The organism is Pseudomonas sp. BNK-44-b (assembly GCF_047456245.1).
In the GTDB taxonomy this organism is placed as follows: Bacteria; Pseudomonadota; Gammaproteobacteria; order Pseudomonadales; family Pseudomonadaceae; genus Aquipseudomonas; species Aquipseudomonas machongensis.
This window is the reverse complement of record NZ_CP179908.1, coordinates 4,298,336-4,320,972: the sequence shown is the minus strand read 5'-3', so window position 1 is coordinate 4,320,972 and position 22,637 is coordinate 4,298,336. Positions and strand designations below refer to the sequence as shown.

21 protein-coding genes are annotated in these 22,637 nt (G+C 64.9%); 11 read left to right on the top strand and 10 right to left on the bottom strand.

What is annotated here, in order from left to right; genetic code table 11:
• Positions 1–7 precede the first annotated feature (7 nt).
• From ACMGGG_RS19810 to ACMGGG_RS19800, 3 genes are all read right to left on the bottom strand, one after another.
• Positions 8–253 (bottom strand): hypothetical protein, encoded by a 246-nt coding sequence (locus tag ACMGGG_RS19810; RefSeq protein ID WP_054894068.1) that lies wholly within the window; start codon positions 251–253, stop codon positions 8–10.
• A gap of 146 nt (positions 254–399) precedes the next feature.
• Positions 400–741: a zinc ribbon domain-containing protein YjdM gene (locus ACMGGG_RS19805; RefSeq protein WP_063546122.1), complete on the bottom strand. Its 342-nt coding sequence runs from the start codon at positions 739–741 to the stop codon at positions 400–402.
• 172 nt (positions 742–913) lie between these two features.
• A complete protein-coding gene (locus ACMGGG_RS19800) occupies positions 914–1,882 on the bottom strand; it encodes a polyprenyl synthetase family protein (protein ID WP_063546121.1) in 969 nt (322 codons plus the stop codon).
• Positions 1,883–2,126: 244 nt separating this feature from the next.
• On the opposite strand from ACMGGG_RS19800, the gene rplU reads away from it, so the two are divergent.
• The 5 genes from rplU (at position 2,127) to ACMGGG_RS19775 (ending at position 5,956) form a co-directional block, all read left to right on the top strand.
• Positions 2,127–2,441: a 50S ribosomal protein L21 gene (rplU, locus tag ACMGGG_RS19795; protein ID WP_003247466.1), complete on the top strand. Its 315-nt coding sequence runs from the start codon at positions 2,127–2,129 to the stop codon at positions 2,439–2,441.
• Positions 2,442–2,479: 38 nt separating this feature from the next.
• Positions 2,480–2,737 carry a 50S ribosomal protein L27 gene (gene rpmA, locus ACMGGG_RS19790; RefSeq protein WP_029614211.1) on the top strand — a complete coding sequence of 86 codons (258 nt, stop codon included), beginning with the start codon at positions 2,480–2,482 and terminating at the stop codon, positions 2,735–2,737.
• Between the two features lie 187 nt (positions 2,738–2,924).
• Positions 2,925–4,148 carry an Obg family GTPase CgtA gene (gene cgtA / locus ACMGGG_RS19785; protein WP_054894071.1) on the top strand — a complete coding sequence of 408 codons (1,224 nt, stop codon included), beginning with the start codon at positions 2,925–2,927 and terminating at the stop codon, positions 4,146–4,148.
• A gap of 216 nt (positions 4,149–4,364) precedes the next feature.
• Positions 4,365–5,483 carry a glutamate 5-kinase gene (gene proB, locus ACMGGG_RS19780; protein ID WP_054892485.1) on the top strand — a complete coding sequence of 373 codons (1,119 nt, stop codon included), beginning with the start codon at positions 4,365–4,367 and terminating at the stop codon, positions 5,481–5,483.
• Positions 5,484–5,506: 23 nt separating this feature from the next.
• Positions 5,507–5,956: a CreA family protein gene (locus ACMGGG_RS19775; RefSeq protein WP_186668416.1), complete on the top strand. Its 450-nt coding sequence runs from the start codon at positions 5,507–5,509 to the stop codon at positions 5,954–5,956.
• 124 nt (positions 5,957–6,080) lie between these two features.
• Here ACMGGG_RS19775 and mksF read toward each other — a convergent pair whose 3' ends face one another.
• The 3 genes from mksF to mksB are packed head-to-tail and all read right to left on the bottom strand — an operon-like array spanning position 6,081 to position 10,892.
• Positions 6,081–8,912 carry an Mks condensin complex protein MksF gene (mksF, locus tag ACMGGG_RS19770; RefSeq protein ID WP_414154258.1) on the bottom strand — a complete coding sequence of 944 codons (2,832 nt, stop codon included), beginning with the start codon at positions 8,910–8,912 and terminating at the stop codon, positions 6,081–6,083.
• Positions 8,909–9,616: an Mks condensin complex protein MksE gene (gene mksE / locus ACMGGG_RS19765; protein ID WP_054892489.1), complete on the bottom strand. Its 708-nt coding sequence runs from the start codon at positions 9,614–9,616 to the stop codon at positions 8,909–8,911. Before mksE ends, mksF begins: the two co-directional genes overlap by 4 nt.
• Positions 9,606–10,892, bottom strand: coding sequence for an Mks condensin complex protein MksB (mksB, locus tag ACMGGG_RS19760; protein WP_054892490.1), 1,287 nt, complete (start codon positions 10,890–10,892; stop codon positions 9,606–9,608). Before mksB ends, mksE begins: the two co-directional genes overlap by 11 nt.
• Before the next feature lie 268 nt (positions 10,893–11,160).
• Between mksB and ACMGGG_RS19755 the strand changes: the two genes are divergently transcribed.
• Both ACMGGG_RS19755 and rimI read left to right on the top strand, forming a co-directional pair.
• A complete protein-coding gene (locus ACMGGG_RS19755) occupies positions 11,161–11,955 on the top strand; it encodes an energy transducer TonB (protein WP_414154257.1) in 795 nt (264 codons plus the stop codon).
• Entirely contained in the window at positions 11,952–12,407 is a 456-nt protein-coding gene (gene rimI / locus ACMGGG_RS19750) for a ribosomal protein S18-alanine N-acetyltransferase (protein WP_054892492.1), read from the top strand. Before ACMGGG_RS19755 ends, rimI begins: the two co-directional genes overlap by 4 nt.
• Positions 12,408–12,419: 12 nt before the next feature.
• On the opposite strand, the gene ACMGGG_RS19745 is transcribed toward rimI, so the two are convergent.
• Complete coding sequence (locus ACMGGG_RS19745; protein WP_414154256.1) at positions 12,420–13,196, bottom strand: TatD family hydrolase; 777 nt, start codon at positions 13,194–13,196, stop codon at positions 12,420–12,422.
• A 2-nt stretch (positions 13,197–13,198) separates the two neighbouring features.
• On the bottom strand, positions 13,199–14,191 hold the full coding sequence (cra, locus tag ACMGGG_RS19740) for a catabolite repressor/activator (RefSeq protein WP_063546114.1): 993 nt from the start codon (positions 14,189–14,191) through the stop codon (positions 13,199–13,201).
• Positions 14,192–14,470: 279 nt separating this feature from the next.
• On the opposite strand from cra, the gene ptsP reads away from it, so the two are divergent.
• Genes ptsP through ACMGGG_RS19725 form a run of 3 tightly spaced genes read left to right on the top strand, consistent with a single transcriptional unit; the run spans position 14,471 to position 19,999 of the window.
• Positions 14,471–17,323 carry a phosphoenolpyruvate--protein phosphotransferase gene (gene ptsP, locus ACMGGG_RS19735; protein WP_414154255.1) on the top strand — a complete coding sequence of 951 codons (2,853 nt, stop codon included), beginning with the start codon at positions 14,471–14,473 and terminating at the stop codon, positions 17,321–17,323.
• Between the two features lies 1 nt (position 17,324).
• Positions 17,325–18,275, top strand: a complete 951-nt coding sequence (pfkB, locus tag ACMGGG_RS19730; RefSeq protein ID WP_414154254.1) for a 1-phosphofructokinase — start codon at positions 17,325–17,327, stop codon at positions 18,273–18,275.
• The gene (locus tag ACMGGG_RS19725; protein WP_414160004.1) at positions 18,272–19,999 is read left to right on the top strand and encodes a fructose-specific PTS transporter subunit EIIC; all 1,728 of its coding nucleotides are present in this window, start codon (positions 18,272–18,274) and stop codon (positions 19,997–19,999) included. The genes pfkB and ACMGGG_RS19725 overlap by 4 nt, the downstream gene beginning before the upstream one ends.
• 61 nt (positions 20,000–20,060) lie before the next feature.
• Here the strand turns inward: ACMGGG_RS19725 and ACMGGG_RS19720 are convergent, their stop codons facing one another.
• Positions 20,061–20,276: a DUF3820 family protein gene (locus tag ACMGGG_RS19720; RefSeq protein ID WP_054892498.1), complete on the bottom strand. Its 216-nt coding sequence runs from the start codon at positions 20,274–20,276 to the stop codon at positions 20,061–20,063.
• A gap of 224 nt (positions 20,277–20,500) precedes the next feature.
• Between ACMGGG_RS19720 and ACMGGG_RS19715 the strand changes: the two genes are divergently transcribed.
• Positions 20,501–20,977: a ferritin-like domain-containing protein gene (locus ACMGGG_RS19715; protein ID WP_063546110.1), complete on the top strand. Its 477-nt coding sequence runs from the start codon at positions 20,501–20,503 to the stop codon at positions 20,975–20,977.
• Here the strand turns inward: ACMGGG_RS19715 and ACMGGG_RS19710 are convergent.
• On the bottom strand, positions 20,974–22,479 hold the full coding sequence (locus ACMGGG_RS19710) for a sensor domain-containing diguanylate cyclase (RefSeq protein ID WP_063546876.1): 1,506 nt from the start codon (positions 22,477–22,479) through the stop codon (positions 20,974–20,976). The two genes, ACMGGG_RS19715 and ACMGGG_RS19710, sit on opposite strands and share 4 nt — an antisense overlap.
• Between the last annotated feature and the right edge of the window lie 158 nt (positions 22,480–22,637).

Here is a 22,637-nt window from a genome sequence, read left to right as displayed (position 1 = left end):
GCCGGCCTCAATTCCAATCCGTTCCCCCTGGGCGCAACGCCCGCGCATAGCAGAACAGAAACAGATTCCTCACCAGTTCCTTCAGTACTCCAGGCTCACTCGAGTTCAGGCCGTTGAGGTCCAGGTCGCCCTGGTCACGCAGTTCGTCGAGCGCTTCTTCCTCGAGTACGGCACAGACTTCGCCGGTCTCGCGATGGAGGATGCGCAGGTAGGGATGGGGGCGGTCGAGCCAGGCGTCGATCAGGTAGGTCATGGCTATTCTCCTTGGAAAGCGTTCCAATGAGAATAATTATTATTATCAAAATAGCAAGTGACTATTGGATTAATTCTGCCGAAGGGTGCAGATGATCCTGTTGCAGGATCTGTTAGGGCCACCCGAGGGTAGCCCTGCAAATAGGCTCAGACCTTGCGCACGAACTCGGACTTGAGTTTCATCGCGCCGATGCCGTCGATCTTGCAGTCGATATCGTGGTCGCCGTCGCACAGGCGGATGTTCTTGACCTTGGTGCCGACCTTGACCACCAGCGACGAGCCCTTGACCTTGAGGTCCTTGATCACGGTGACGGTGTCGCCATCCTGCAGGACGTTGCCGACCGAATCTTTTTTCACCACGTCATCGCTGGCCGTCTCGGCGTCGCCGGTGGCCGACCACTCGTGGGCGCATTCAGGGCAGATCAGTTGGGTGCCATCCTCGTAGGTGTATTCGGAGTTGCAGGCGGGGCAGGGCGGCAGAGTGCTCACTTCGGTTCCTTGGTGTACAGAGGGTTAAAGGCGCACATTGTATAAGGTTTTGCGGCGAAAATGTTTTTTGTCCGCACCAAAGCATTCGCGGGCAAGCCCGCTCTCACACGACCCAAGTACATCAGGTCCTTGTGGGAGCGGGCTTGCCCGCGAATGAAGACGATGCGATCTATCAGTGTGTACGCGCGACCGCAAACTCGCTCAGCTCGACCAGTGCATCACGGTATTCGCTTGCTGGCAGCACTTCCAGGCAGGCGATGGCGCGGGCGACGTAGTCGCGGGCCATCCGTGCGGTGTAGTCGAGTGCGCCGGAGGCTTCGACGGCAATGCGGATCTGCTCGAGGTCTTCCAGGCCGCCCTTCTGGATGGCCTGGCGCACCAGCGCCGCCTGCTCTGGCGTGCCTTCGCGCATGGTGTAGATCAGTGGCAGGGTGGGCTTGCCTTCGGCCAGGTCGTCACCGACGTTCTTGCCCAGGGTTTCGGAGTCGCCCTTGTAGTCGAGCAGGTCGTCGACCAACTGGAAGGCCACGCCCAGGTGGTCGCCAAAGGTGCGCAGGGCCTCGCGCTGCTCGTCGCTGGCGCCGGCCAGCGCCGCGGCGCTGTGGGTCGAGGCTTCGAAGAGCATGGCGGTCTTGCCGCGGATGACGTCCATGTACACCTCTTCGGTGGTGCTGGCATCACGCACGCGCGACAGCTGCAGCACTTCACCCTCGGCGATCACCCGGGTGGCCTTGGACAGGATCTGCATGACCGGCATCGAGCCCAGTTCGACCATCATTTCGAACGAGCGCGAATAGAGGAAGTCGCCGACCAGCACGCTGGGGGCGTTACCCCACAGGGCATTGGCAGTGGAGCGGCCGCGGCGCATGCCGGACATGTCGACCACATCGTCGTGCAGCAGGGTGGCGGTGTGCAGGAATTCGATGGTCGCGGCCAGCAGGCGCAGGTCGTCGCCTTCACGGCCCAGGGCCTTGCCGCACAGCAGCACCAGCAATGGGCGCAGGCGTTTGCCACCCGCGGATGTGATATAGTCGCCGATCTTCGATACCAGCGGCACGCGCGAGGTCAGCTGCTTCTTGATGATCTCGTCGACGGCGCTGAAATCGTCAGCTACCGCGCGGTAGAAGGATTGGGGTTGCATCGGCTGCTCCATTGAGGTTGCGCGGCATGCTAGGTCGCGGGTCCCGGTGTGTCAAGGCGCGCTGCCTGCACCCTCGGGGCGGCACTTGCAAGGCTTTACCGGGTTGCGTACAATCGCGCACCCTAACTTCCTGGGCAGCACCTGCCTTACGCAATTGCACCGGGCCGTTCCAGCCTTGTGCAGCCATGCCAGCCAATACTCATCATATAAAGCGCTGGGTGAGCAGGATTATCGGAGATTCAAAATGTCCTACGCAGTAATCGTTACCGGCGGCAAGCAGTACAAAGTCGCTGAAGGTGAATTCCTCAAGATCGAAAAACTGGAAGTCGCCACTGGCGAATCCGTGACTTTCGATCGCGTTCTGCTGGTCGCCAACGGTGAAGAAGTCACCATCGGTGCTCCAGTCGTTGCTGGCGCCAAAGTAGTGGCCGAAGTTGTTTCGCAAGGCCGCCACGACAAGGTTCGCATCATCAAGTTCCGTCGTCGTAAGCACCACATGAAGCGCATGGGCCACCGCCAGTGGTTCACCGAGATCAAAATCACCGGTATCCAGGCTTAATCCCCTAGGTCCCCTGAATTTATTTGGAGAATTGAACCATGGCTCACAAGAAGGCTGGTGGTAGTACTCGTAACGGTCGCGACTCAGAATCGAAACGCCTTGGCGTGAAGATGTATGGCGGCCAGGTTATCAAGCCGGGCAACATCATCGTCCGTCAGCGTGGCACCGAATTCCACGCTGGCTACGGCGTTGGCATGGGCAAGGATCACACCTTGTTCGCCAAGATCGACGGCGTGATCAAGTTCGAGAAGAAAGGCGAGTTCAACCGCCGTTACGTGAGCATCGTCGCCGCTTAATCGCGACGTCGCTCCAGAAGCCCCGTCATGCGACGGGGCTTTTTCGTTTGTGGTGAGCCTCTTGCAAAGCTGTTTGTCTGGGCTGCCGGCGTTGGTTTCTGATGATACGGGGCCGCCGCGCTCATTTTTGCAAGAGCCTCAGGGTTTTCTGGTTTTCAGCTCGTCGTCCGACGAGAGGCGGTTTTGAATGAAGTTTGTTGACGAAGTATCGATCCGGGTAAAAGCCGGTGACGGCGGTAACGGTTGCATGAGCTTCCGCCGCGAAAAATTCATCGAGAACGGCGGTCCCAACGGCGGTGACGGTGGCGACGGCGGCTCGGTGTACATGGTGGCCGACGAGAACCTCAACACCCTGGTCGACTACCGCTACACCCGCCACCACGAGGCCCAGCGCGGCCAGAATGGCGGCAGCACCGATTGCACCGGCAAGAAGGGCGAGGACCTGTTCCTGCGCGTGCCGGTCGGCACCACGGTGATCGATGCCTCCACCCAGGAAGTCATCGGCGACCTGATCACCCCGGGTCAGAAGCTGATGGTCGCCCAGGGCGGCTGGCACGGCTTGGGCAACACCCGTTTCAAGTCGAGTACCAACCGTGCGCCGCGCCAGACCACGCCTGGCAAGCCGGGCGACCAGCGCGACCTGAAGATGGAATTGAAAGTGCTGGCCGACGTCGGCCTGCTGGGCCTGCCGAACGCCGGCAAGAGCACCTTCATTCGCGCCGTCTCGGCCGCCAAGCCGAAGGTTGCCGACTACCCGTTCACCACCCTGGTGCCGAACCTGGGCGTGGTCAGCGTCGACCGCTGGAAGAGCTTCGTCATCGCCGACATTCCCGGCTTGATCGAGGGCGCCTCCGAAGGTGCCGGCCTGGGTATCCGCTTCCTCAAGCACCTGGCCCGTACCCGTGTGCTGCTGCACCTGGTCGACCTGGCGCCGCTGGACGAGAGCAGCCCGGCCGATGCGGCCGAAGTGATCATCAACGAGCTGGCGCAGTTCAGCCCGGCGCTGGTCGATCGCGAGCGCTGGCTGGTGCTGAACAAGGCCGACATGCTGATGGAAGACGAGCGCGACGAGCGTGTGAAGGAAGTCGTCGACCGCCTGAACTGGGATGGCCCGGTCTACGTGATCTCGGCGATCTCCAAGCAGGGCACCGAGAAGCTCAGCCATGACCTGATGCGCTTCCTCGAAGACCGCGCCGACCGCCTGGCCAACGACCCGGCCTACGCCGCCGAGCTCAACGAACTCGACCAGCGCATCGAAGACGAGGCCCGTGCCCAGCTTCAGGCCCTGGACGACGCTCGTACCCTGCGCCGTACCGGCGTCAAGAGCGTCCACGACATCGGCGACGATGACGACTGGGATGACTTCGAGGACGACGAGGACGGCCCGGAAATCATTTACGTGCGCGACTGACCGGTTGCAGTACACTGAACGCCGCTCTTCGAGGCAGTGTGCCGTGATCAGGCTTGGGCGTTGAGCCCATCGCGGGACAAGCCCGCTCCCACAGGTCCGCTGGGATCCTTGTGGGAGCGGGCTTGTCCCGCGATGGCCTCAACACCCTCTCACGGTACGCCGCTCAAATGAGCGGCGTTTTGGTATCTACAGATTCGACATAGGTTGGAAGAGAAGATGCGAAGCAAGGTGACGGGCGCCAAGCGCTGGGTCGTGAAGATCGGCAGTGCGCTGCTGACCGCCGATGGCAAGGGCCTCGACCGTGGTGCGATGGCGGTCTGGGTCGAGCAGATGGTCGCACTGCGTGAAGCGGGCGTGGAACTGGTATTGGTCTCCTCCGGGGCCGTGGCCGCAGGCATGAGCCAGCTGGGCTGGACCACGCGACCGAGTGCGATGAACGAGCTGCAGGCGGCCGCCTCGCTCGGCCAGATGCGCCTGGTGCAGGCCTGGGAGTCGAGCTTCGGCGAGCACGGCAAGCACACCGCGCAGATCCTCCTGACCCACGACGACCTCTCCGACCGCAAGCGCTACCTCAATGCCCGCAGCACCCTGCGCACCCTGGTCGACCTGGGCGTGGTGCCGGTGATCAACGAGAACGATACCGTGGTCACCGACGAGATCCGCTTCGGCGACAACGACACCCTGGCCGCGCTGGTAGCCAACCTGGTCGAGGCCGACCTGCTGGTGATCCTCACCGACCGCGACGGTATGTTCGACGCCGACCCGCGCAACAACCCTGAAGCCCAACTGATCTACGAAGCCCGCGCCGACGATCCGTCGCTCGACGCCGTGGCGGGCGGTACCGGTGGCGCCCTGGGGCGCGGTGGCATGCAGACCAAGCTGCGTGCCGCACGCCTGGCTGCGCGCTCCGGTGCCCACACCATCATCATCGGTGGCCGTATCGAGCGTGTGCTGGACCGCCTGAAGGCTGGCGAGCGCCTGGGCACCTTGCTGTCGCCTGAGCGCGGCATGCTCGCTGCGCGCAAGCAGTGGCTGGCTGGGCACCTGCAGACCCGCGGCACCCTGGTGCTCGATGCTGGCGCTGTGAAGGCCCTGCGCGAATCGAACAAGAGCCTGTTGCCGGTCGGCGTGAAGACTGTGCAGGGCAGCTTCCGCCGTGGCGAAATGGTGGTCTGCGTCGGCCCCGATGGCCTGGAAGTGGCCCGTGGCCTGGCCAACTACAGCGCCCTGGAGGCGCAGAAGATCATCGGCCAGCCGTCGGACGCCATCGAAAGCCTGTTGGGCTACAGCGCCGAACCCGAGCTGGTGCACCGCGACAACCTGGTCCTGGTCTGAAGGAGATGCCCGTGCTGAAAAGGATGTTTGCCGTGGCAGCGCTGATGCTGCCGATGCTGGCCGGTGCCGAGGAAATCGGCCAGGTGTCCACCGTGTTCAAGTTCCTTGGGCCCAACGACCGCATCGTGGTCGAGGCGTTCGACGATCCCAAGGTCGAAGGTGTGACCTGCTACCTGTCGCGAGCCAAGACCGGCGGCGTGAAGGGTGGGTTGGGGTTGGCGGAGGACCGCGCAGAGGCATCGATCGCCTGCCGTCAGGTTGGGCCGATCAACTTCAAGGGTGAGCTCAAGGATGGCGAGGAGGTGTTCAAGGAACGCACCTCGCTGGTGTTCAAGACCATGCAGGTGGTGCGTTTTCTCGACAAGAAGCGCAATACGCTGGTGTACCTGGTGTACAGCGACCGGATAGTCGAAGGTAGCCCGCAGAATGCGGTGACAGCGATTCCGATCCTGCCTTGGGCGCATGCCCAATAAACGACGCAGCTCCTCCTGTGGGAGCGGGCTTGCCCCGCGATAGGGCCCGACCTGGCGGCGAGGTTGCCAAGTCGGGCCCTATCGCGGGGCAAGCCCGCTCCTACAGGAATGGGCCGCGGTTGCCTCAGGCCAGCTCTTCGGCCTGATCCTCACGCACGATCGCCTTCACTTCATCCCGGCGGCTGATGTACTTCCAGTCCGCCTCGTCGATGTAGATCCCGTTCGGCCCGCTGCCGCCTTCCAGGTCGATCGCCACGCGCGCCGACACCTGCGGCTTCACGCTCGCCAGAATCGGCACGAAGCCCAGTTGCTGGCTGGTCTCCAGCAGCGCCGCCTGGTTGCGTTCGTCGATGTCCGCCGCTTCGTCGAGGTAGTAGGGCAGGCGGATGCGCCCGGCCAGGTCGCGGTCCATCAGGTGCAGCAACAGGTACATGTTGGTCAGCGCCTTGATGGTCATGGTGGTGCCGTTGGACGCGGCGCCGTCGATGTCGGCGTGGATCACCGGCTGGCTGTTGATCTTGGTGATCTCGAAGGCCAGCTCGAACAGGTCTTTCAGGCCCAGCTGGTTGTGGTTGGCCGCTACCAGCCGCGCCAGGTACTCCTTGGCCTCTTCGTTCTTGTGATCCTGCTCGGCGCTCTGCGTGAGGTCGAACACCGACAGCGTTTCGCCTTCCTCATACTGGCCGGCACTGTGGATGATCTGGTCGATGTGCTTGAGCGCTTCCTTGTTCGGCGCCAGCACCACGCGGAAGCTCTCCAGGTTGGATACCTGGCGCTTGTTGATCTCGCGGTTGAACAGCGCCAGCTGGTGCTCGAGGCTGTCGTAGTCGCTGCGGATGTTGCGCAGGGTCCGGGCGATGTCGGTGACCGCCGCGCGGCGCGCCTTGGCCAGGGTGAGGGCTTCCTCAGTGCGGTGCGAGTAGGCGTTGATCAGCAGCATCAGGCGACGTTCCATGTCGTCTTCGCTGTCGAACTTGGCCACACCTTTCAGGCGCACCTGGGCATACAGCGCCTCGATCTGGTTGTCGACGCGCTGCAGCGCCTGCCAGCTGTCCTGGTAGTCGTTGAGCAGCGGCAACAGGTTGTCCATCGAGTCGTCGACCGGCTCCATGAACGGCGTGCCGAACGGCAGGTCGGCCGGCAACAGTTGGCGGCGGCGCAAGGCGTCGTCCAGGGTGCGCTGCTTGGCTTCCATGTCGGCGATCTGGCGGCCGACCAGTTGCAGCTTGGCCGACAACTGCTGGACGCGTTCGGTGAAGGCGTCGCTGGAGCGCTTGAGCTCGTCCTGGGCGGCTTCGAACTGCGCCAGTTGCTCCATCTTCTCTGGCTCCTCGGCGCTCAGGGTCTCGGTGCGGCGGAAGTCCTCAAGGGCCTTCTGCGCATCCAGCACCTGCTGGTACAGCGCCTCGGTCTGGGCCTTGCTCGCGGCGCGGTCCAGGGCCACGGCCTGCTGGGTCTTGAGCTGCTTGAGCTCCTTTTCCAGGCGTTCTTTCTGGTCGCGCAGGGCCGCACGGTCGGCCAGTGCCTGCAGCGCTGGCGGCTCGATGTGCGACAGGTCGATGGACAGGCCCGGCACTTCGAAGCGCTCGCCCTTGAATCTGTCGAGCACGCCTTCAAGCGTCTTGACCCACAGGTCGCTGTCGTCCAGTTCGATGCCCCGATCACCCAGCGGCAGGCTGAACAGCGCGCCGTTGAACAGGCGCATCAGGCGGTCGACGTCTTGCTGAGAGAACTCTTCGCGCAGGCGTGCGTAGCTGTTGTTGTCGGCGTGTTCGAGCTGCTGCTTGACCGCCTTGACGCGTTTTTCGAGGTCGCGCACGCGTTCGTCGAGGTCTTCGGCGGAGAACTGGCGCGACTGCGCCAGGGCGCCGGCCAGTTCGTCGTGGGCGTCCTTGGCGGCGAGCAGTTGCTGCTCCAGGACCTTGACGTCATCGACCAGGGCGAAGCGGTGCTTGAGCACCGACAGCTCGCCGAGCCAGCGCTGGATGCCGGTGATCTCGCGTTCCAGACGCATCAGCTCCTGGGTGCCGCCACGCTGGTCGTTCTGCAAGCCATCCTGCTCGGCGCGGTAGTGCTCGGCCTGGATCACCAGCTCTTCCTTGCGCGCTACGGCGTAGTCCTGCCAGGTGCCGAGCAGGCTGTCGAGCAGGGGGGAGAGACGGTGCAGCTTGCCGCGCAGGATGTCGCGCTGGGCCACGCCGCCGGCAAGTGCTTCGACCAGCGGGCCGGCAGCGACCAGGGCGTTGTAGTCCTGCTCCATGCGGCGCACGTCGCGGAAGGCTTCTTCACAGGCCGCAATGTAGTCGACGCTGCCCGAGCGCAGGCTGTGCTCGAAGGCATCCAGGAACAGCTGCTTGAGCTTGGCGGCAGTGATCTCGCGCATGTGCAGCAAGTTGATGAACAGCGCGCGGAAGGTCTTCAGGCTCTGCTCGCTGGTCGAGCGCAGCGGGATCAGGGTGAGGTCCAGCGGCACCGAGGTGTGGCCGCCGACCAGCAGCCGGCGCAGTTCGTCCGGCTTGAGTTCGTAGGCCTTGAGGCCGTTGCGCTCGAGGTTGGTGAACAGCTCCTTCTGGCGCAGGCAGGTGTCGTCTTTCTGATAGTGAGCCAGGTCCAGCTCACCCTGGTAGGCGAAGAACTGGTGGCCGAAGCCGCCGCCCGGGCCGCGCCCGACCACGCCGATCACGTGCGGGCCGTGGGGCAGGTTCAGTTCGCAGAGGATGTAGCTGGTGTCGCTGGCGAAGTAGAAGCGCCGCGACTGCTCCAGGCTGTACTTGCCGAAGCTCATGTCCGACATGCGCGCCAGGATCGGGAATTGCAGGGCGTTGATCGATGCCGATTTACCCAGGTTGTTCGCGCCATAGACCGACAGCGGATGTTCCAGCGGGAACAGGCCGAGGCTGTAGCCGGCGGTGTTGAGCAGTGCGAAGCGGCGAATGCCGTAGCGTTCCTGGCTCATGCGTCAATCTCCTGTTGCTCTTCGCGGATGGCCCGGGCCAGGGCGTCCTCTTCGCTCTCTTCGCCCTCGAAGGGGGTGAGGTCGAGCGGATCGTCGGTGCGGTTGAGTTGTTCCGGGGTTTCTTCCTCGACCAGCACCGGGACCGGCAGCGGCAGGTCGCTGTGCAGGGTGGCGGCCAGGTCGCGGTCCTGCTGGACCGACAGGCACACATCGAGGAAGCGGTGCATCGGCGGCAGGAAGCGGTAGATGCCGCCTTCTTCATGGGCGAAGCCCAGCTGGGTCATGCGGCGCAGGATCTTCTCTTCGAGCTCCTCGACCGTCTGCACTTCGGCCTGCAGGAACAGGTCGCGGTATTTCTCCAGCAGCGAGGGCAACTCGTCGCGGCCGATGCTGCCGCCGTCGAGCACGGCCATCGGGTCGCGGCCCTGGTCGGCCAGGTGCTCGACCAGGATGAAGGTGAACAGCGACAGGCGCTGGGCGGTCTTGTTGACCTGCGCGGCGGCCTGCTCGGGGACGAAGTAGTAGAAGCCACGGGTGTCGCAGACCAGCTCGAAACCGAGCGCCTTGAACAGGGTGCGGTACTGGTCCTGGAAGTTCGACAGTTGGGCGTACAGTTCCGGGTCGCGGCGGCTGACGTGGAAGCCCTTGAACAGCTCGCGGAAGATCGGCGCGAGCTGGGACAGTTCGGAAAGATCAAGATGCATTGGCTGGGCTCGCGGTGGATTCGGTGGCTGCCGGTTGTTGTTCGCGGCTGGATGTCAGGGCGAAGGAACGCAGGCTGACCAGGTGTTCGCGGGTGGTGTAGTCCTGGCGCTGCAGGCGCTCGCGGCTGAAGCGCTTCTCGCGCGAGAGGCGCGAGAACCAGTACAGCAACTCGTCGGTGGCGCCTTCGGGTTCCTGCTCCAGCAGCCAGACCATCAGGTCGGGCAGCGGGAGGGCGTCTTCGCAGCGTTCGAGCATTTCCTTGACCGTACGCGGCGCGCGTGGCAGCGGGCCTTTGTGGGTCTTGTGCGCCTTGGGGAAGCGCGCAGGCTTGGGCTCGAAGCGGGCCAGGGCATAGACATAGGCCTCGACCTGGCTGGCGCTGCCGAGGAAGGTGCTTTGCGGACGGGTGAACATCGGCATGGCCGCTTGCGGTACGGCATCGATGCCTTTCTTGCGGATCACCGACAGCGCCAGTGCCGCGCCGCGGGTGACGGCGTTATGCCGGCGCGCTTCCTCGCGCAGCGGCAGCAGCAGCTCGCGGGCGTGGCGCAGGGTGAGCTGGGCGCTGGTCTGCATCTCGAGGATGCGCGCGTGGGTGCGCAGCAGCATGTCGTCATCGACCAAGTGGCCGAGGCGCGCCTGCTCGCCCAACAGGCGCAGCAGCACGGTCTCGACCTTGCGTACGCCCTGCTCGAAGGCACCGTCGGCGTTGACCAGCTGGATCATCGGCTCGACGTATTCGTCCCAGGTCGCCAGCACTTCGGCGTAGCGCTGGCGCAGCGGGATCTGGCGGTTGCTGGTCTTGGCCCGTTCGGCCACCGCGACCAGCGCCTGTTCGTCGTTGTCGAGCTTCTTCAACACATCGCGCACGCGCATGTCGAGCAGGCGCAGTTGGCGCGCCAGGTCGTCGCTGTCGCGGTTGTCGAAGGCGTCCTGGATGTGCCCGGCCAGGCGCTCGAGGTGGCGCAGGTAGGCTTCGATCTCCAGGCACAGGCCCAGGCGGTGCTCGCGACGCAGGTAGGCGAGGAAGTCGTGGATCTGCGCGTTGAGCTCGAAGCGGTTCGGGCTCTTGGCCACCGGGACCAGGATATCCAGGCGAATCCACACGTCGAGCAGCTGGGTGATGTCCTGCGGCGTGCTCTCTACCTGCTGGCGGGCCAGTTGCTGACGCAGCTCGACCAGGCTCAGGGTGCCCTGGTCGAAGCGCTCGCACAGCGGCTCGATCAGGGCCCAGTGTTCGGCTAGGGCGCGCAGGACGCGCTTGGGTTCGATCATTGGCGGGTCGACTCTTGCCAAATAAAAGGGGCGATTGTACTGCATACGGGGGGGAGGATTTCACCCCTTGGTCCGGGATTTGCGTTGATCTGTGCCAGCCTCTTCGCGGGCTTATCACCGTTGGTGGGGCAGGCGCTGTACCTGTGGGAGCGGGCTTGCCCCGCGATCGGGCCGGCACAGGCGATAAATTTCCGCCAGCCTGTTGCGGCACGCCGCCGCCAACAGCGTTAGAATGCCCGACTGAACCAAGCCCCCGGATACCCGAGCCTTGCTGACCGAACCCCGCCGCCGCGCCTACCTTTCCGCCATGCAAGTGGTGCACTGGCTGCCGCGTGCCGAACTGCCGTTCGCCGCGCCTTCGCGCCCCGAGCTGCTGTTGCCGGTGGCGCCGGTCGAGGATCTGGATGTCGAGGCGCAGCCGGTGCGCCAGGCGCCTGCGCAAGGCGAAGCCGCGCCGACCCATGCCCGCTCCGGCGAGCGCCCGAAAATCGAGATCCCACGCCCCGGCAGCACGCCCAAGGCCGCTGCCAAGCCGGTCGAGCGCGAACAGGAAGCCCCCAAGGCTGCACGTCCGGCGTCTGTGCCTCCGCCGCGTTTCGCCCTGCAGCTGCTGCGTGCCGGCACGTGCCTGTTGCTGGTGGAGCTCGCCACCGGCCAGCCGTTCCAGAGCCGCGACCCTTCTTACCTGTTGCTCAAGGACATGCTGCGCGCCGCCGGCCTGCCGGACGCGCCGCAGATCATCGGCGAGCCGGTGCGCTGGCCGCTGTTCGTGCGTGGCAACATGGAGCAGGGGCCGGAGGCTGCGCGTGATTTCGTCCAGGGTTTCATCCAGGCCCGCCTCGAAGAGGTCCCCTGCACCTGCCTGTGGCTGATCGGCCTGCCAGCGGTGCGTTTTGCCGGCGACGCCGATGCCCAGGCCTACTACCAAGCACTGAAGATCGATGGCCTGGGCGACGTCTGGGCGTTGCCGGGTCTTGAACTGTTGATGGACGAGCCGCAACGCAAGGCGGACGTCTGGAAAGCGATGCGCCAGCTGATGGCGCGCTGGAAGAGCGTTGAATGAGTGACTCGATCAGTTTCCGCCCGATGACCGAGGCGGATCTGGATAGCGTGCTGAAGATCGAATATGCCGCCTTCAGCCACCCCTGGACCCGCGGGATCTTCCAGGATGCGCTCAAGTCCTACGAAGTGTGGCTGATGTTCGACGGCCAGCAACAGGTCGGGCATGGCGTGATCAACGTGATCATCGACGAAGCGCACCTGCTCAACATCACGGTCAAGCCAGAAAACCAGGGGCGCGGCCTGGGTTTGCGGCTGCTCGAACACCTGATGGCGCGAGCCTGGCAGCTCAATGGGCGCGAATGTTTCCTGGAAGTACGTGCCAGCAACCAGTCGGCCTATCGTTTGTATGAACGCTACGGATTCAACGAAATCGGTCGGCGTCGGGATTACTACCCGGCCGCTGGCGGACGTGAAGACGCCCTGGTGATGGCCTGCACCCTGTTCGAAGAGTGACCGCCTGCCAAGCTACCAGCCGAACAGCTCACAAGCGTTGCGCGTACTGGTCGCGGCCAGCGAAGCGTACTCCACGCCCATGACCTCGGCCAGCGCCCGGGCGATATCGGGCAGATGTTCGGGGCTGTTGCGCGCACCGGGGTGCATCACCGGCGGCATGTCTGGGGCGTCGGTTTCCAGTACCACGCTCTCCAGTGGCAAGCGCGGCAAGGTCTTGCGCAGGCGCAAGGCTTGCGGCCAGGTGGCGGCGCCACCCAGGCCCAATTTGAATCCGAGCTTGATGTATTCGCGTGCTTCTTCGTAGCTGCCGGCGAAGGCGTGGATGATGCCTGCGCGTACGGGCTTGTAGCGCTTGAGCGTGGCGATCACCTGGGCATGGCTGCGGCGTACGTGCAGCAGCGCAGGCAATTCGAAGTCGCAGGCCATCTGCAATTGCGCTTCGAACAAGGCCTGCTGGCGTGTCTTGTCGAGCTCGGGCAGGTAATAGTCCAGGCCGAACTCGCCGACCGCGCACAGGCGCGGGTCGCCCCGTAGGTGTTCGAGCCACGCACGCAGTTGCGCCAGGTGTTCGGGCTGATGCTGCTCGAGGTACACCGGGTGCAGGCCGAGGGCGGCTGGCAGGCGTGTGTCGCTGCAGGCCAGGTCCCAGACTCGCTGCCAGTTGCCCTGATCCACCCCCAGTACCACCATGCGCTCGACCCCCAGCGCCGCGGCGTTGGCCAGGAGGCGCTCGCGGTCGGCGTCGAAGTCGGGGAAATCCAGGTGGGTGTGGGTGTCGATCAGGCGCATGTTCAGGCCGAGATGCGCTGCTTGAAGGTTCGCGCCACGGCGTGTACGCCGGGGGCGTAGGTCTTCTGCTCGATAGCGGCCAGGGCCAGCTCCAACGCGGTGGCGGCGATCTGGCCGTGCTGCTGGGCCATGGCGTTGACTGGCAGCGGCAGGAAATCGAGCAACTGGTTGTCGCCGAAGGTGCCCAGTTGCAGCTCGCGTGGCTCGCTGGCACGGGCTTGCAGGGCATCGAAGACGCCTTGCAGCAACACATAGGAGGTCGTCACCAGGGCATCGGGCAGGTCGCCGAGCTCGTCGATCAGCGTTTCCATCAGGCGCTGGCCACAGGCGCGGCTGAAGGCGTCGCCTTCGTAACGGCGAACTTCGCCATCAAAACGCTGCAGGGCCTCGTCGAATCCTCCGGCGCGTGCCTGGCTGACCGACAGCTCCGGACGCGCACCGATCAGGGCGATGCTGCGAGGCTTGCTGCCCAGCAGGCTTTCGGTGAGTTGGCGGCTGGCCTCGCGGTCGTCGCTGATCACCGAGCAGAAGTGCGCGGGGTCGAGGCGACGGTCAATGGCAATCACTGGCAGGCCCTTGCTCTGCATTTCGCGATAGCTGTCATCTTCCGGCGGCAGGCAACTGGCGACGAACAACGCATCGCAGCGGCGAGCGCGGAACAACTGCTGCAGCTGGCGTTCGCTTTCGGGCTGGTCATCGCTGCTGGCGATCAGCAACTGGTAGCCACGGGCTCGCGCGCCTTGTTCGAGCTGCTTGGCGATGCGTGCGTAGCTGGGGTTTTCCAGGTCCGGGAGGATGAAGCCGAGGGTGCGTGTGTGCCGGCTGCGCAGGCCGGCCGCCTGGGGGTTGGGCGTGAAGTCGTGGGCCTCGACCACCGCGCGCACCCGCTCGACGGTGGCGCTGCTGATGCGCTGCTGTTCGGCCTTGCCATTGATGACGTAGCTGGCAGTGGTCACGGAAACACCGGCCAGACGTGCGATATCGCTGAGTTTCACCGCATTTTCCTTGTTATTACCGGGGCGGCCAGGGGCGCCTGATCGGGTAGTCTTACTCAGAATTGTGTCCAAGTGCAGGCGACCATTGTCGCAATTGTTCCGACAAACTGGGGCTTTTTCCTACGCAGATTATCGAGTAACGTGGCCGCCTGGTCAGATTAAACGTTTCAGCATCCGATTGAACGGGAACTGCCCCTGAGCCCGCGGGTGAAAAAACGCGTTGAATCCCACAACAATAACCTCAGTCCCGAACGACGGGTACTGCAAAAGGAGAAGGTCATGCTCGAGCTCGCGAGAGAGCAGATAGCCATGGGCCAGGTTGCCAGCGATAAAGCGGCGGCATTGCGCTTGCTGGCCGATCGGCTGGTCAGCGACGGTCTGGTCGCCGAGGGTTACCTACAGGGCCTTGAGGCGCGCGAGGCGCAGGGCTCGACCTTTCTCGGCCAAGGCATCGCCATCCCCCACGGTACCCCGCAGACCCGCGACCTGGTGTTTGCCACCGGTGTTCGCCTGTTGCAGTTTCCCGAAGGGGTGGACTGGGGCGACGGGCATATCGTCTACCTGGCGATCGGCATCGCCGCACGCTCTGACGAACACCTGCGCCTGTTGCAACTGCTGACGCGCGCCCTGGGTGAAACCGACCTGGCCGAGGCGCTGCGCCGCGCCAGCTCCGCCGACGCACTGCTCAAGCTGTTGCAGGGGGCGCCGCGCGAGCTGGCGCTGGATGCACAACTGATCGGTCTGAACCTGCCCGCCGAAGACTTCGCTGAACTGGCCTGGCGCGGTGCGCGCCTGCTGCAGCGTGGCGGCTGTGTGGACAGTGGTTTCGCAGCGCTGTTGCAGCAGGCCGAGCCACTTCCGCTGGGAGAGGGGCTGTGGTGGTTGCACAGCGAGCGCGAGGTGCTGCAGCCGGGCCTGGCGTTCGTGACCCCGCAGCAGCCGCTGCGTCATCGCGATCAGCCCTTGAACGGCCTGTTCTGCCTGGCCAGCCTTGGTGCTGCGCATCAGGCCTTGCTCGAGCGTCTTTGTCAGGTGCTGATCGAAGGGCGTGGGCAGACCCTCTACCAGGCCACCAGCAGTCGCGATGTGTTGCAGGTGCTGGGTGGCGAGGCGCCGCCCGACTGGCCCAGCGTGCGCGTGATACTGGCCAACCCCAATGGCCTGCATGCCCGCCCGGCGAAGGTGTTGGCGCAACTGGCCAAGGGCTTCGAGGGTGAAATCCGCATCCGCCTGACCGACAGCGGCCATCCCGGCGTGTCGGTGAAAAGCCTGAGCCGCCTGCTGTCACTAGGGGCCCGGCGTGGGCAGGAACTGGAGCTGATCGCCGAGCCGGCCATCGCCAGTGATGCCCTGCCGGTGTTGCTGGAAGCCATCGAACAGGGCCTGGGCGAGGACGTCGAACCGTTGCCAGCGCTTGCCCTGCCGGTCGCCGAGGTGGTGCGCGAAACCTTGCAAGCGCCGCTGCCCGGTAGCCAGGTCCAGGGCGTCGGTGCAGCGCCAGGCATCGCCAGCGGGCCGTCCCATGTGCGCATTGAGCGCCAGATCGACTATCCGCTGCGCGGCGAATCCTGCGCCCAAGAGCGTGCCAGGCTGCGTGCTGCCCTGGCGGCGGTCGACGCCGAGCTGCAGACACTGGTGCAGCGCAGCGACAAGGCCATCGGTGAGATCTTCATCACACACCAGGAGATGCTCGCCGACCCGGCACTGGGCGATGAGGTGGATCTGCGCCTGGCCCAGGGCGAAAGTGCCGCAGCGGCGTGGATGGCGGTGATCGAGGCGGCCGCCAGCCAGCAGGAGGCGCTGCGCGATGCGTTGCTCGCCGAACGTGCCGCCGACCTGCGCGACATTGGCCGAAGGGTGCTGGCGCAGCTGTGTGGCGTCGCCGAGCAGGCCGAGCCGCAACAGCCCTATGTGCTGGTGATGGCTGAAGTCGGGCCGTCCGATGTGGCGCGTCTCGACCCGGCGCGGGTTGCTGGCATCGTGACCGCGCAAGGAGGGGCCACCGCACACAGTGCCATCGTCGCCCGCGCCCTTGGCATTCCGGCGGTCGTCGGTGTCGGGGCGGCGATCCTGCTGGTGGAGGCGGGCACGCCGCTGTTGCTCGACGCCCAGCGCGGCAAGGTCACCGTTGCGCCAGCTGCCGATGAGCTGCAGCGTGCGTTGGCCGAACGCGATCAGCGTGAGCAGCGTCTGCAGGCCGCCTGGGCGAATCGCCACGAGCCGGCCGTGACCCGCGATGGCCATGCCGTCGAAGTCTTCGCCAACATCGGTGACAGCAGTGGCATCGACAAGGTGGTGGAGCTTGGCGCCGAAGGTGTCGGCCTGTTGCGCACCGAACTGATCTTCATGGCCCATCCGCAACTGCCGGATGTCGCCACCCAGGAAGCGGAGTATCGCCGCGTGCTCGATGGCCTGCAGGGGCGCCCGCTGGTGGTGCGCACCCTCGATGTGGGCGGTGACAAACCCTTGCCCTACTGGCCGATCGCCGACGAAGACAACCCTTTCCTCGGCGTACGTGGCGTGCGCCTGACCCTGCAGCGTCCGCAGGTCATGGAGGAGCAGTTGCGCGCCCTGCTGCGGGCGGCCGACGACCGGCCACTGCGGATCATGTTCCCGATGGTCGGCCAGATGCACGAGTGGCGCGCGGCCAAGGCCATGGTCGAGCGGCTGCGTGAGGAGATCCCGGTCAATGACCTGCAGGTGGGGATCATGGTCGAGGTGCCGTCGGCTGCGCTGCTGGCCCCGCAACTGGCCCGGGAGGTGGACTTCTTCAGCATCGGTACCAACGACCTGACCCAGTACGCCCTGGCCATCGACCGCGGCCATCCGAGCCTGTCGGCCCAGGCCGATGGTCTGCACCCGGCAGTGCTGCAACTGATCGACATGACCGTGCGCGCCGCCCATGCCGAAGGCAAGTGGGTGGGCGTGTGCGGTGAGCTGGCGGCCGATCCGCAGGCTGTGCCAGTGCTGCTGGGGCTGGCGGTGGACGAACTGAGCGTCGCGGCGCGCAGTGTCGCCGAAGTCAAGGCCCTGGTGCGCCAGGCCGATTACTCGACGGCCCGCGCCCTGGCGCGCGAGGCCCTGCAACAGGACAGCGCCGAGGCGGTACGGGCGCTGGTGGAGCGTGACTGAAATGGCCAAGATTCTCACCCTGACCCTCAACCCTGCGATCGACCTCACGGTCACCCTCGAGCAACTGCGCGCAGGCGAGGTCAATCGCACTCATGAACAGTGCAGCCACGCCGCCGGCAAGGGCCTGAACGTTGCCCAGGTGCTGGCTGACCTTGGGCATCAGGTGACGGTCAGCGGTTTTCTGGGGCGCGATAACCTGCAACCTTTCGAAGCGCTGATTGCCCGTCGCGGCTTCGACGACGGGTTCGTTCGCGTGCCAGGCGAAACCCGCACCAACATCAAGCTGGTCGAGGCCGATGGCCGGGTCACCGATGTCAATGGCCTGGGCCCTCAGGTCGACGACGCGGCCCAGGCCGAGTTGCTCGAGTACCTGGCGCAACGGGCGGCAGGGCATGACGTGGTGGTGGTGGCGGGCAGCTTGCCACGTGGCGTCAGCGCGCAGTGGTTCTGCCAGTTGCTGGGCCAGTTGGTCGCCCAGGGCCTGAAGGTGGCGTTGGACACCAGCGGTGAGGCCTTGCGCGCCGGTCTGCAAAGTACGCCCTGGTTGGTCAAGCCCAATACCGATGAGCTCGGCGAGCTGTTCGGCATCACCGTGCAGGCTTTTGCCGAGCAGCGTGATGCCGCCCAGCGCCTGCTCGACGGCGGCGTCACCCACGTGGTGGTGTCCCAGGGCGAACACGGGGTCAACTGGTTCGCCGCTGACCTGGCCCTGCATGCCCAGCCGCCCAAGGTGAGCATCGCCAGTACCGTGGGCGCGGGCGACTCGCTGGTGGCGGGCATGGTTCATGGCCTGCTGCAGGCCGAGAGTGCCGGGCAGACCTTGCGCCGCGCCACTGCGATCGCCGCCCAGGCGGTGACTCAGGTGGGCTTCGGCATCGACGACCGCGAACAGCTGTCGCGCCTTGAAGCTGCCGTGCAACTGACAGAACAACAACAAGAGGCTCGCCGATGAACATTGCGATCGTCACCGCCTGCCCGAATGGCCAGGTGTCGAGTGTATTGAGTGCACGCTTGCTGGCCGCCGCGGCCCAACGTCGGGGCTGGAGTACCAGTGTCGAGGTGTGGGATGCCGAGCACCCCGAGCGGCGCCTGAGCCCTGCGCAGATCGCCGAGGCCGACTGGGTGCTGGTGGTCAGTACCGGTTCGGTGGACCTGAGCCGTTTCGTCGGCAAGCCTGTGTACCAAAGCACTCCCGCCCAGGCGCTGGCTGATCGCGAAGGTTTCCTCGATGAAGCCGCGGCCAACGCCAAGGTGCTCGAGGCGAGCGTCGCCGATACGCCTGGTCGCAGCGCTGCGCCGCGTATCGTGGCGGTCACCGCCTGCCCGACCGGGGTGGCCCATACCTTCATGGCGGCCGAAGCCCTGCAGCAGGCTGCCCGGGAGCTGGGCTACGGGTTCAATGTCGAAACCCAGGGCTCGGTGGGCGCCCGCAACCCATTGTCGGCCGATGCCATTGCCCAGGCGGACGTGGTGCTGCTGGCTGCCGACATCGAGGTGCCGACGGCACGCTTTGCGGGCAAGCGCATCTATCGATGCGGCACCGGCATCGCCCTCAAGCAGGCGCGGGCGACCCTCGACAAAGCGCTGGCCGACGGCAAGCAGGAAAGCGCCGGAGGCACGGCCGATACACCCGCGAAAAGTGAAAAGGCCGGGGTCTACAAGCACCTGTTGACCGGTGTGTCGTTCATGCTGCCGATGGTGGTGGCGGGCGGGCTGCTGATCGCCCTGTCGTTCGTCTTCGGCATCGAGGCGTTCAAGGAGCCAGGCACCTTGCCTGCGGCCTTGATGCAGATCGGTGGCGAGGCGGCATTCAAACTGATGGTGCCGATGCTGGCGGGGTATATCGCCTGGTCCATCGCCGACCGTCCGGGCCTGGCCCCAGGCATGATCGGTGGCCTGCTGGCCAGCACCCTGGGTGCGGGGTTCATTGGCGGTATCGTCGCGGGCTTTCTTGCCGGCGACAGCGCCAAGGCCATCAGCCGCTGGGCGCGTCTGCCCACCAGCCTCGAAGCGCTCAAGCCGATCCTGATCATTCCGCTGCTGGCCAGCCTGTTCACCGGGCTGGTGATGATCTACGTGGTCGGTCATCCGGTGGCGGCCATGCTCGAGGGGCTCACGCGCTTTCTCGACAGCATGGGTACCACCAACGCGATCCTGCTCGGATTGCTGTTGGGTGGGATGATGTGCATCGACCTTGGCGGGCCGATCAACAAGGCGGCCTATGCCTTCTCGGTGGGCTTGCTGGCCTCGTCGAGCTACGCGCCGATGGCGGCGACCATGGCCGCTGGCATGGTGCCGCCGATCGGCCTGGGAATCGCGACCTTCCTGGCCCGGCGCAAGTTCGCCCAGAGCGAGCGCGAGGCTGGCAAGGCGGCATTGGTACTGGGGCTTTGCTTCATCTCCGAAGGCGCGATTCCCTTTGCTGCGAAGGACCCGTTGCGGGTGATTCCGGCGAGCATCGCTGGCGGTGCGCTGACCGGGGCGCTGTCGATGTATTTCGGCTGCAAGCTGATGGCGCCGCACGGTGGCCTGTTCGTGCTGCTGATCCCCAACGCGATCAACCATGCGCTGCTGTACCTGCTGGCGATCCTTGCCGGAAGCCTGGTGACGGCGGTGGTGTACGCGCTGATCAAGAAGGCTGAGCGAGTGGAGATGGTGGTGGCCCCGGCCAAGTGATCGCCCTGGGGGCAATGGTGGAGGCTTCGCAGGCGTGCCAGCGAGGCCTCCACCACCGATCTCAACGTTTGTGCCGCAAGGGCACCAGCAACTCCCCCAGACCGTTGTGATCGATCTCATGCATCAATGCCAGCAACCCGCCCAGCTCTCCGGGCGGAAAGCCCTTGCGCGCGAACCAGGCCAGGTAGTCGCCCGGCAGATCGGCGATGATCCGGCCTTGGTATTTGCCGAAGGGCATGGTCCGTGTGACCAGCAGTTGCAGGGATTCGGGTTTCATTCGGTGAACCTGGTGCGCTGAAAACGCCGACCATACAGCAATCGCTGCGCGCATCCACCCTGCAATCTGCACGAGCGCGCAAGCGGCAATCATGCAGAACACCGCTTCCTTACCGGTGCGCTAAAAAAATAAATATATGATTTTCAAGGATTTTTTATATTTTCCAGGCTTGGCATGAAGACTGCTCCTGTCATAGGGACTATCACCTGCCAAGGAGTTACCCCATGAGCAACCCCAACAAAGACGTGATCGACGTGCTGAACAACCTGATCGAGTACAGCAAGGATGGCGAGAAGGGTTTCAAGGAGTCGGCCGATGACGTCAAGAATCCTGAGCTGAAGGCCTTCTTCGTCCAGCGTGCCGGCGAATGCGCCAGTGCCGCAGGCGAGTTGCAGAGCGAAGTACGCCGTCTCGGTGGCGACCCGGAAACCTCCACCAGCTTCAGCGGCGATCTGCACCGTGGCTGGGTCAACCTCAAGTCGATGGTGACCGGCAAGGATGAAGAAGCGGTGCTCAACGAAGTGGAGCGGGGCGAGGACCATGCGCTGAAGGCCTACAAAGAGGCTCGCGAGAAGCTGGTCAAGCTCGGCCGCGGCGCCAGTGATCAAACCTATGCGCTGGTGGAGAAGCAGCTGCAAGGCGTACAGCGTAATCACGACCAGGTGAAAGTCCTGCGTGACGCTGCCCGCGCCCGCTCCTAAGCAACAGGCGTGACAGGCCCTTCTACCCGGTTACGGCCCCCCGCCTTGGCCCGGTAAAGGGCTTCATCCGCGGCACCCAGCACTGCTGTAAGGTCGTGCTGGGTGCCGGGTTGGTAAAGGCCGATGCCAATGCTGACCGTGATCGGTCGCTCATCGGCACCGAATCGCGGCATCGCCTCGACACTCAGGCGAATGCGTTCGGCCAGCAGCAACGCGCCGGCCAGTTCGGTTTCCGGCAGTACCACCTGAAACTCCTCGCCACCATAACGCGCTGCCAGGTCGGCCGGCCTGCGAATGCAGCGATTGATGGTGCGCGCCACTTCACGCAGGGCATGATCACCGCCGGCATGACCGTGGCGCTGGTTGAACGCCTTGAAGTGATCCACATCCACCATCAGTACCGCCAGCGCCGAGCGGTTGCGTTGCGCGCGTGCCCATTCCTGGCGCAGGACCTGATCGAGGCGACGTCGGTTTGCCAGGCCCGTAAGGCTGTCGGTGGCTGCCAGCGTGGCCAGGCCTTGCTCGGCATCGTGGCGCCGACGCAGTTCGCGCCCCAGCAGCACGGTCAACCAGAGTATGCCCAGGCACAGTACTCCCGTGGCCAGGCCGACGATCAGCGCCGTGCGCCGCCAGGCCTGGAAAACTTCGGAAGAAGAGTGCGCCACCAGCACGATCAGCGGCAGTTCGCCCACGCGCGCAAACGTATACATGCGCCGCTCGTCGAACAGGTTCGAGTGCGCGCTGAAGCTGCCACTGTGCTCCTGGAGAATGCGCTGGAAATTGGGTTGCTGGCTGAAGTCGCTGCCGATCGCTGGGTCTTGTGGCCGGGTCGGCTCGCGAGCGAGCAACTGGCCGCTGGTGTTGAGCAGGTTGATGCTGCTGTGCTCGCCGATGTCCAGGCGCTGGAACAGTTCGTTGAAATATGACAGGCGCAGGGCGCCGGTGGCCAGGCCTGCGAACTCACCGTTGGGGCCGGGGATGCGCCGGCTGAAACTGATGCACCAGTCCAGATCGCCAAGCCGCGCCTTGAACGGTGGGCCGACCAGCAGACCGAGGTTGGCGTTGGTCTGGTGGGCCCTGAACACCCCCGTGCCGGCGAAGTTCGCCTGGCGTGGAATGATGCTGCTGGAGTCGCCCACCACATCGCCTTGGGCGTCGAGCCACAGCACATCGCCGCGGCTGCGGTCGACGAAGGCCTGGTTGAACAGCAGGCGTTGGCGCAACGGGCCAGGCACCTTCGGCAGCTCGCTGCGCCCGACTGCCCAGATCAGTCCCTTGAGCGACTGGTCATAGAGTTCGGCGTTGCGCAGGATGTCACTTTCGATGAGCTGGACGATGTTGCTCGAGGCGCGGATGGAGGACTGTTCGACACTGTCCCGTTCGCGGCCGAGCAGATAGCTGACGATACCTACAATCGCGAGCACGGCGAGGCAACTGCCCAGGTTGAGGATCAGCTCGGGGTGAGGCCTGGGGAGGATGGGGCGCGGGGATCGGGTGTGCAACATCGGGCTCGCTACTGCATAGGCCCCTCTTTCCGTGAGGGTTGGGCTATAAAGCGGCGGCGATATTCTAGGGAAGTGGCAATTGTCGGACAAGATTAGTCCGTCGGAAATGCATCAGGGGCTTTGCGGGACGAGCCCGCCCCTACAGAACTGTAGGA

Coding starts and splice junctions, on each gene's coding strand:
- ACMGGG_RS19810 (WP_054894068.1), bottom strand. CDS start 253: ATGACCTACCTGATCGACGCCTGGCTCGACCGCCCCCATCCCTACCTG.
- rimI (WP_054892492.1), top strand. CDS start 11,952: ATGAGTGACTCGATCAGTTTCCGCCCGATGACCGAGGCGGATCTGGAT.
- pfkB (WP_414154254.1), top strand. CDS start 17,325: ATGGCCAAGATTCTCACCCTGACCCTCAACCCTGCGATCGACCTCACG.
- ptsP (WP_414154255.1), top strand. CDS start 14,471: ATGCTCGAGCTCGCGAGAGAGCAGATAGCCATGGGCCAGGTTGCCAGC.
- ACMGGG_RS19775 (WP_186668416.1), top strand. CDS start 5,507: ATGTTTGCCGTGGCAGCGCTGATGCTGCCGATGCTGGCCGGTGCCGAG.
- rplU (WP_003247466.1), top strand. CDS start 2,127: ATGTCCTACGCAGTAATCGTTACCGGCGGCAAGCAGTACAAAGTCGCT.
- ACMGGG_RS19800 (WP_063546121.1), bottom strand. CDS start 1,882: ATGCAACCCCAATCCTTCTACCGCGCGGTAGCTGACGATTTCAGCGCC.
- mksB (WP_054892490.1), bottom strand. CDS start 10,892: ATGATCGAACCCAAGCGCGTCCTGCGCGCCCTAGCCGAACACTGGGCC.
- ACMGGG_RS19745 (WP_414154256.1), bottom strand. CDS start 13,196: ATGCGCCTGATCGACACCCACACCCACCTGGATTTCCCCGACTTCGAC.
- ACMGGG_RS19725 (WP_414160004.1), top strand. CDS start 18,272: ATGAACATTGCGATCGTCACCGCCTGCCCGAATGGCCAGGTGTCGAGT.
- mksF (WP_414154258.1), bottom strand. CDS start 8,912: ATGAGCCAGGAACGCTACGGCATTCGCCGCTTCGCACTGCTCAACACC.
- rpmA (WP_029614211.1), top strand. CDS start 2,480: ATGGCTCACAAGAAGGCTGGTGGTAGTACTCGTAACGGTCGCGACTCA.
- cgtA (WP_054894071.1), top strand. CDS start 2,925: ATGAAGTTTGTTGACGAAGTATCGATCCGGGTAAAAGCCGGTGACGGC.
- ACMGGG_RS19720 (WP_054892498.1), bottom strand. CDS start 20,276: ATGAAACCCGAATCCCTGCAACTGCTGGTCACACGGACCATGCCCTTC.
- mksE (WP_054892489.1), bottom strand. CDS start 9,616: ATGCATCTTGATCTTTCCGAACTGTCCCAGCTCGCGCCGATCTTCCGC.
- ACMGGG_RS19715 (WP_063546110.1), top strand. CDS start 20,501: ATGAGCAACCCCAACAAAGACGTGATCGACGTGCTGAACAACCTGATC.
- proB (WP_054892485.1), top strand. CDS start 4,365: ATGCGAAGCAAGGTGACGGGCGCCAAGCGCTGGGTCGTGAAGATCGGC.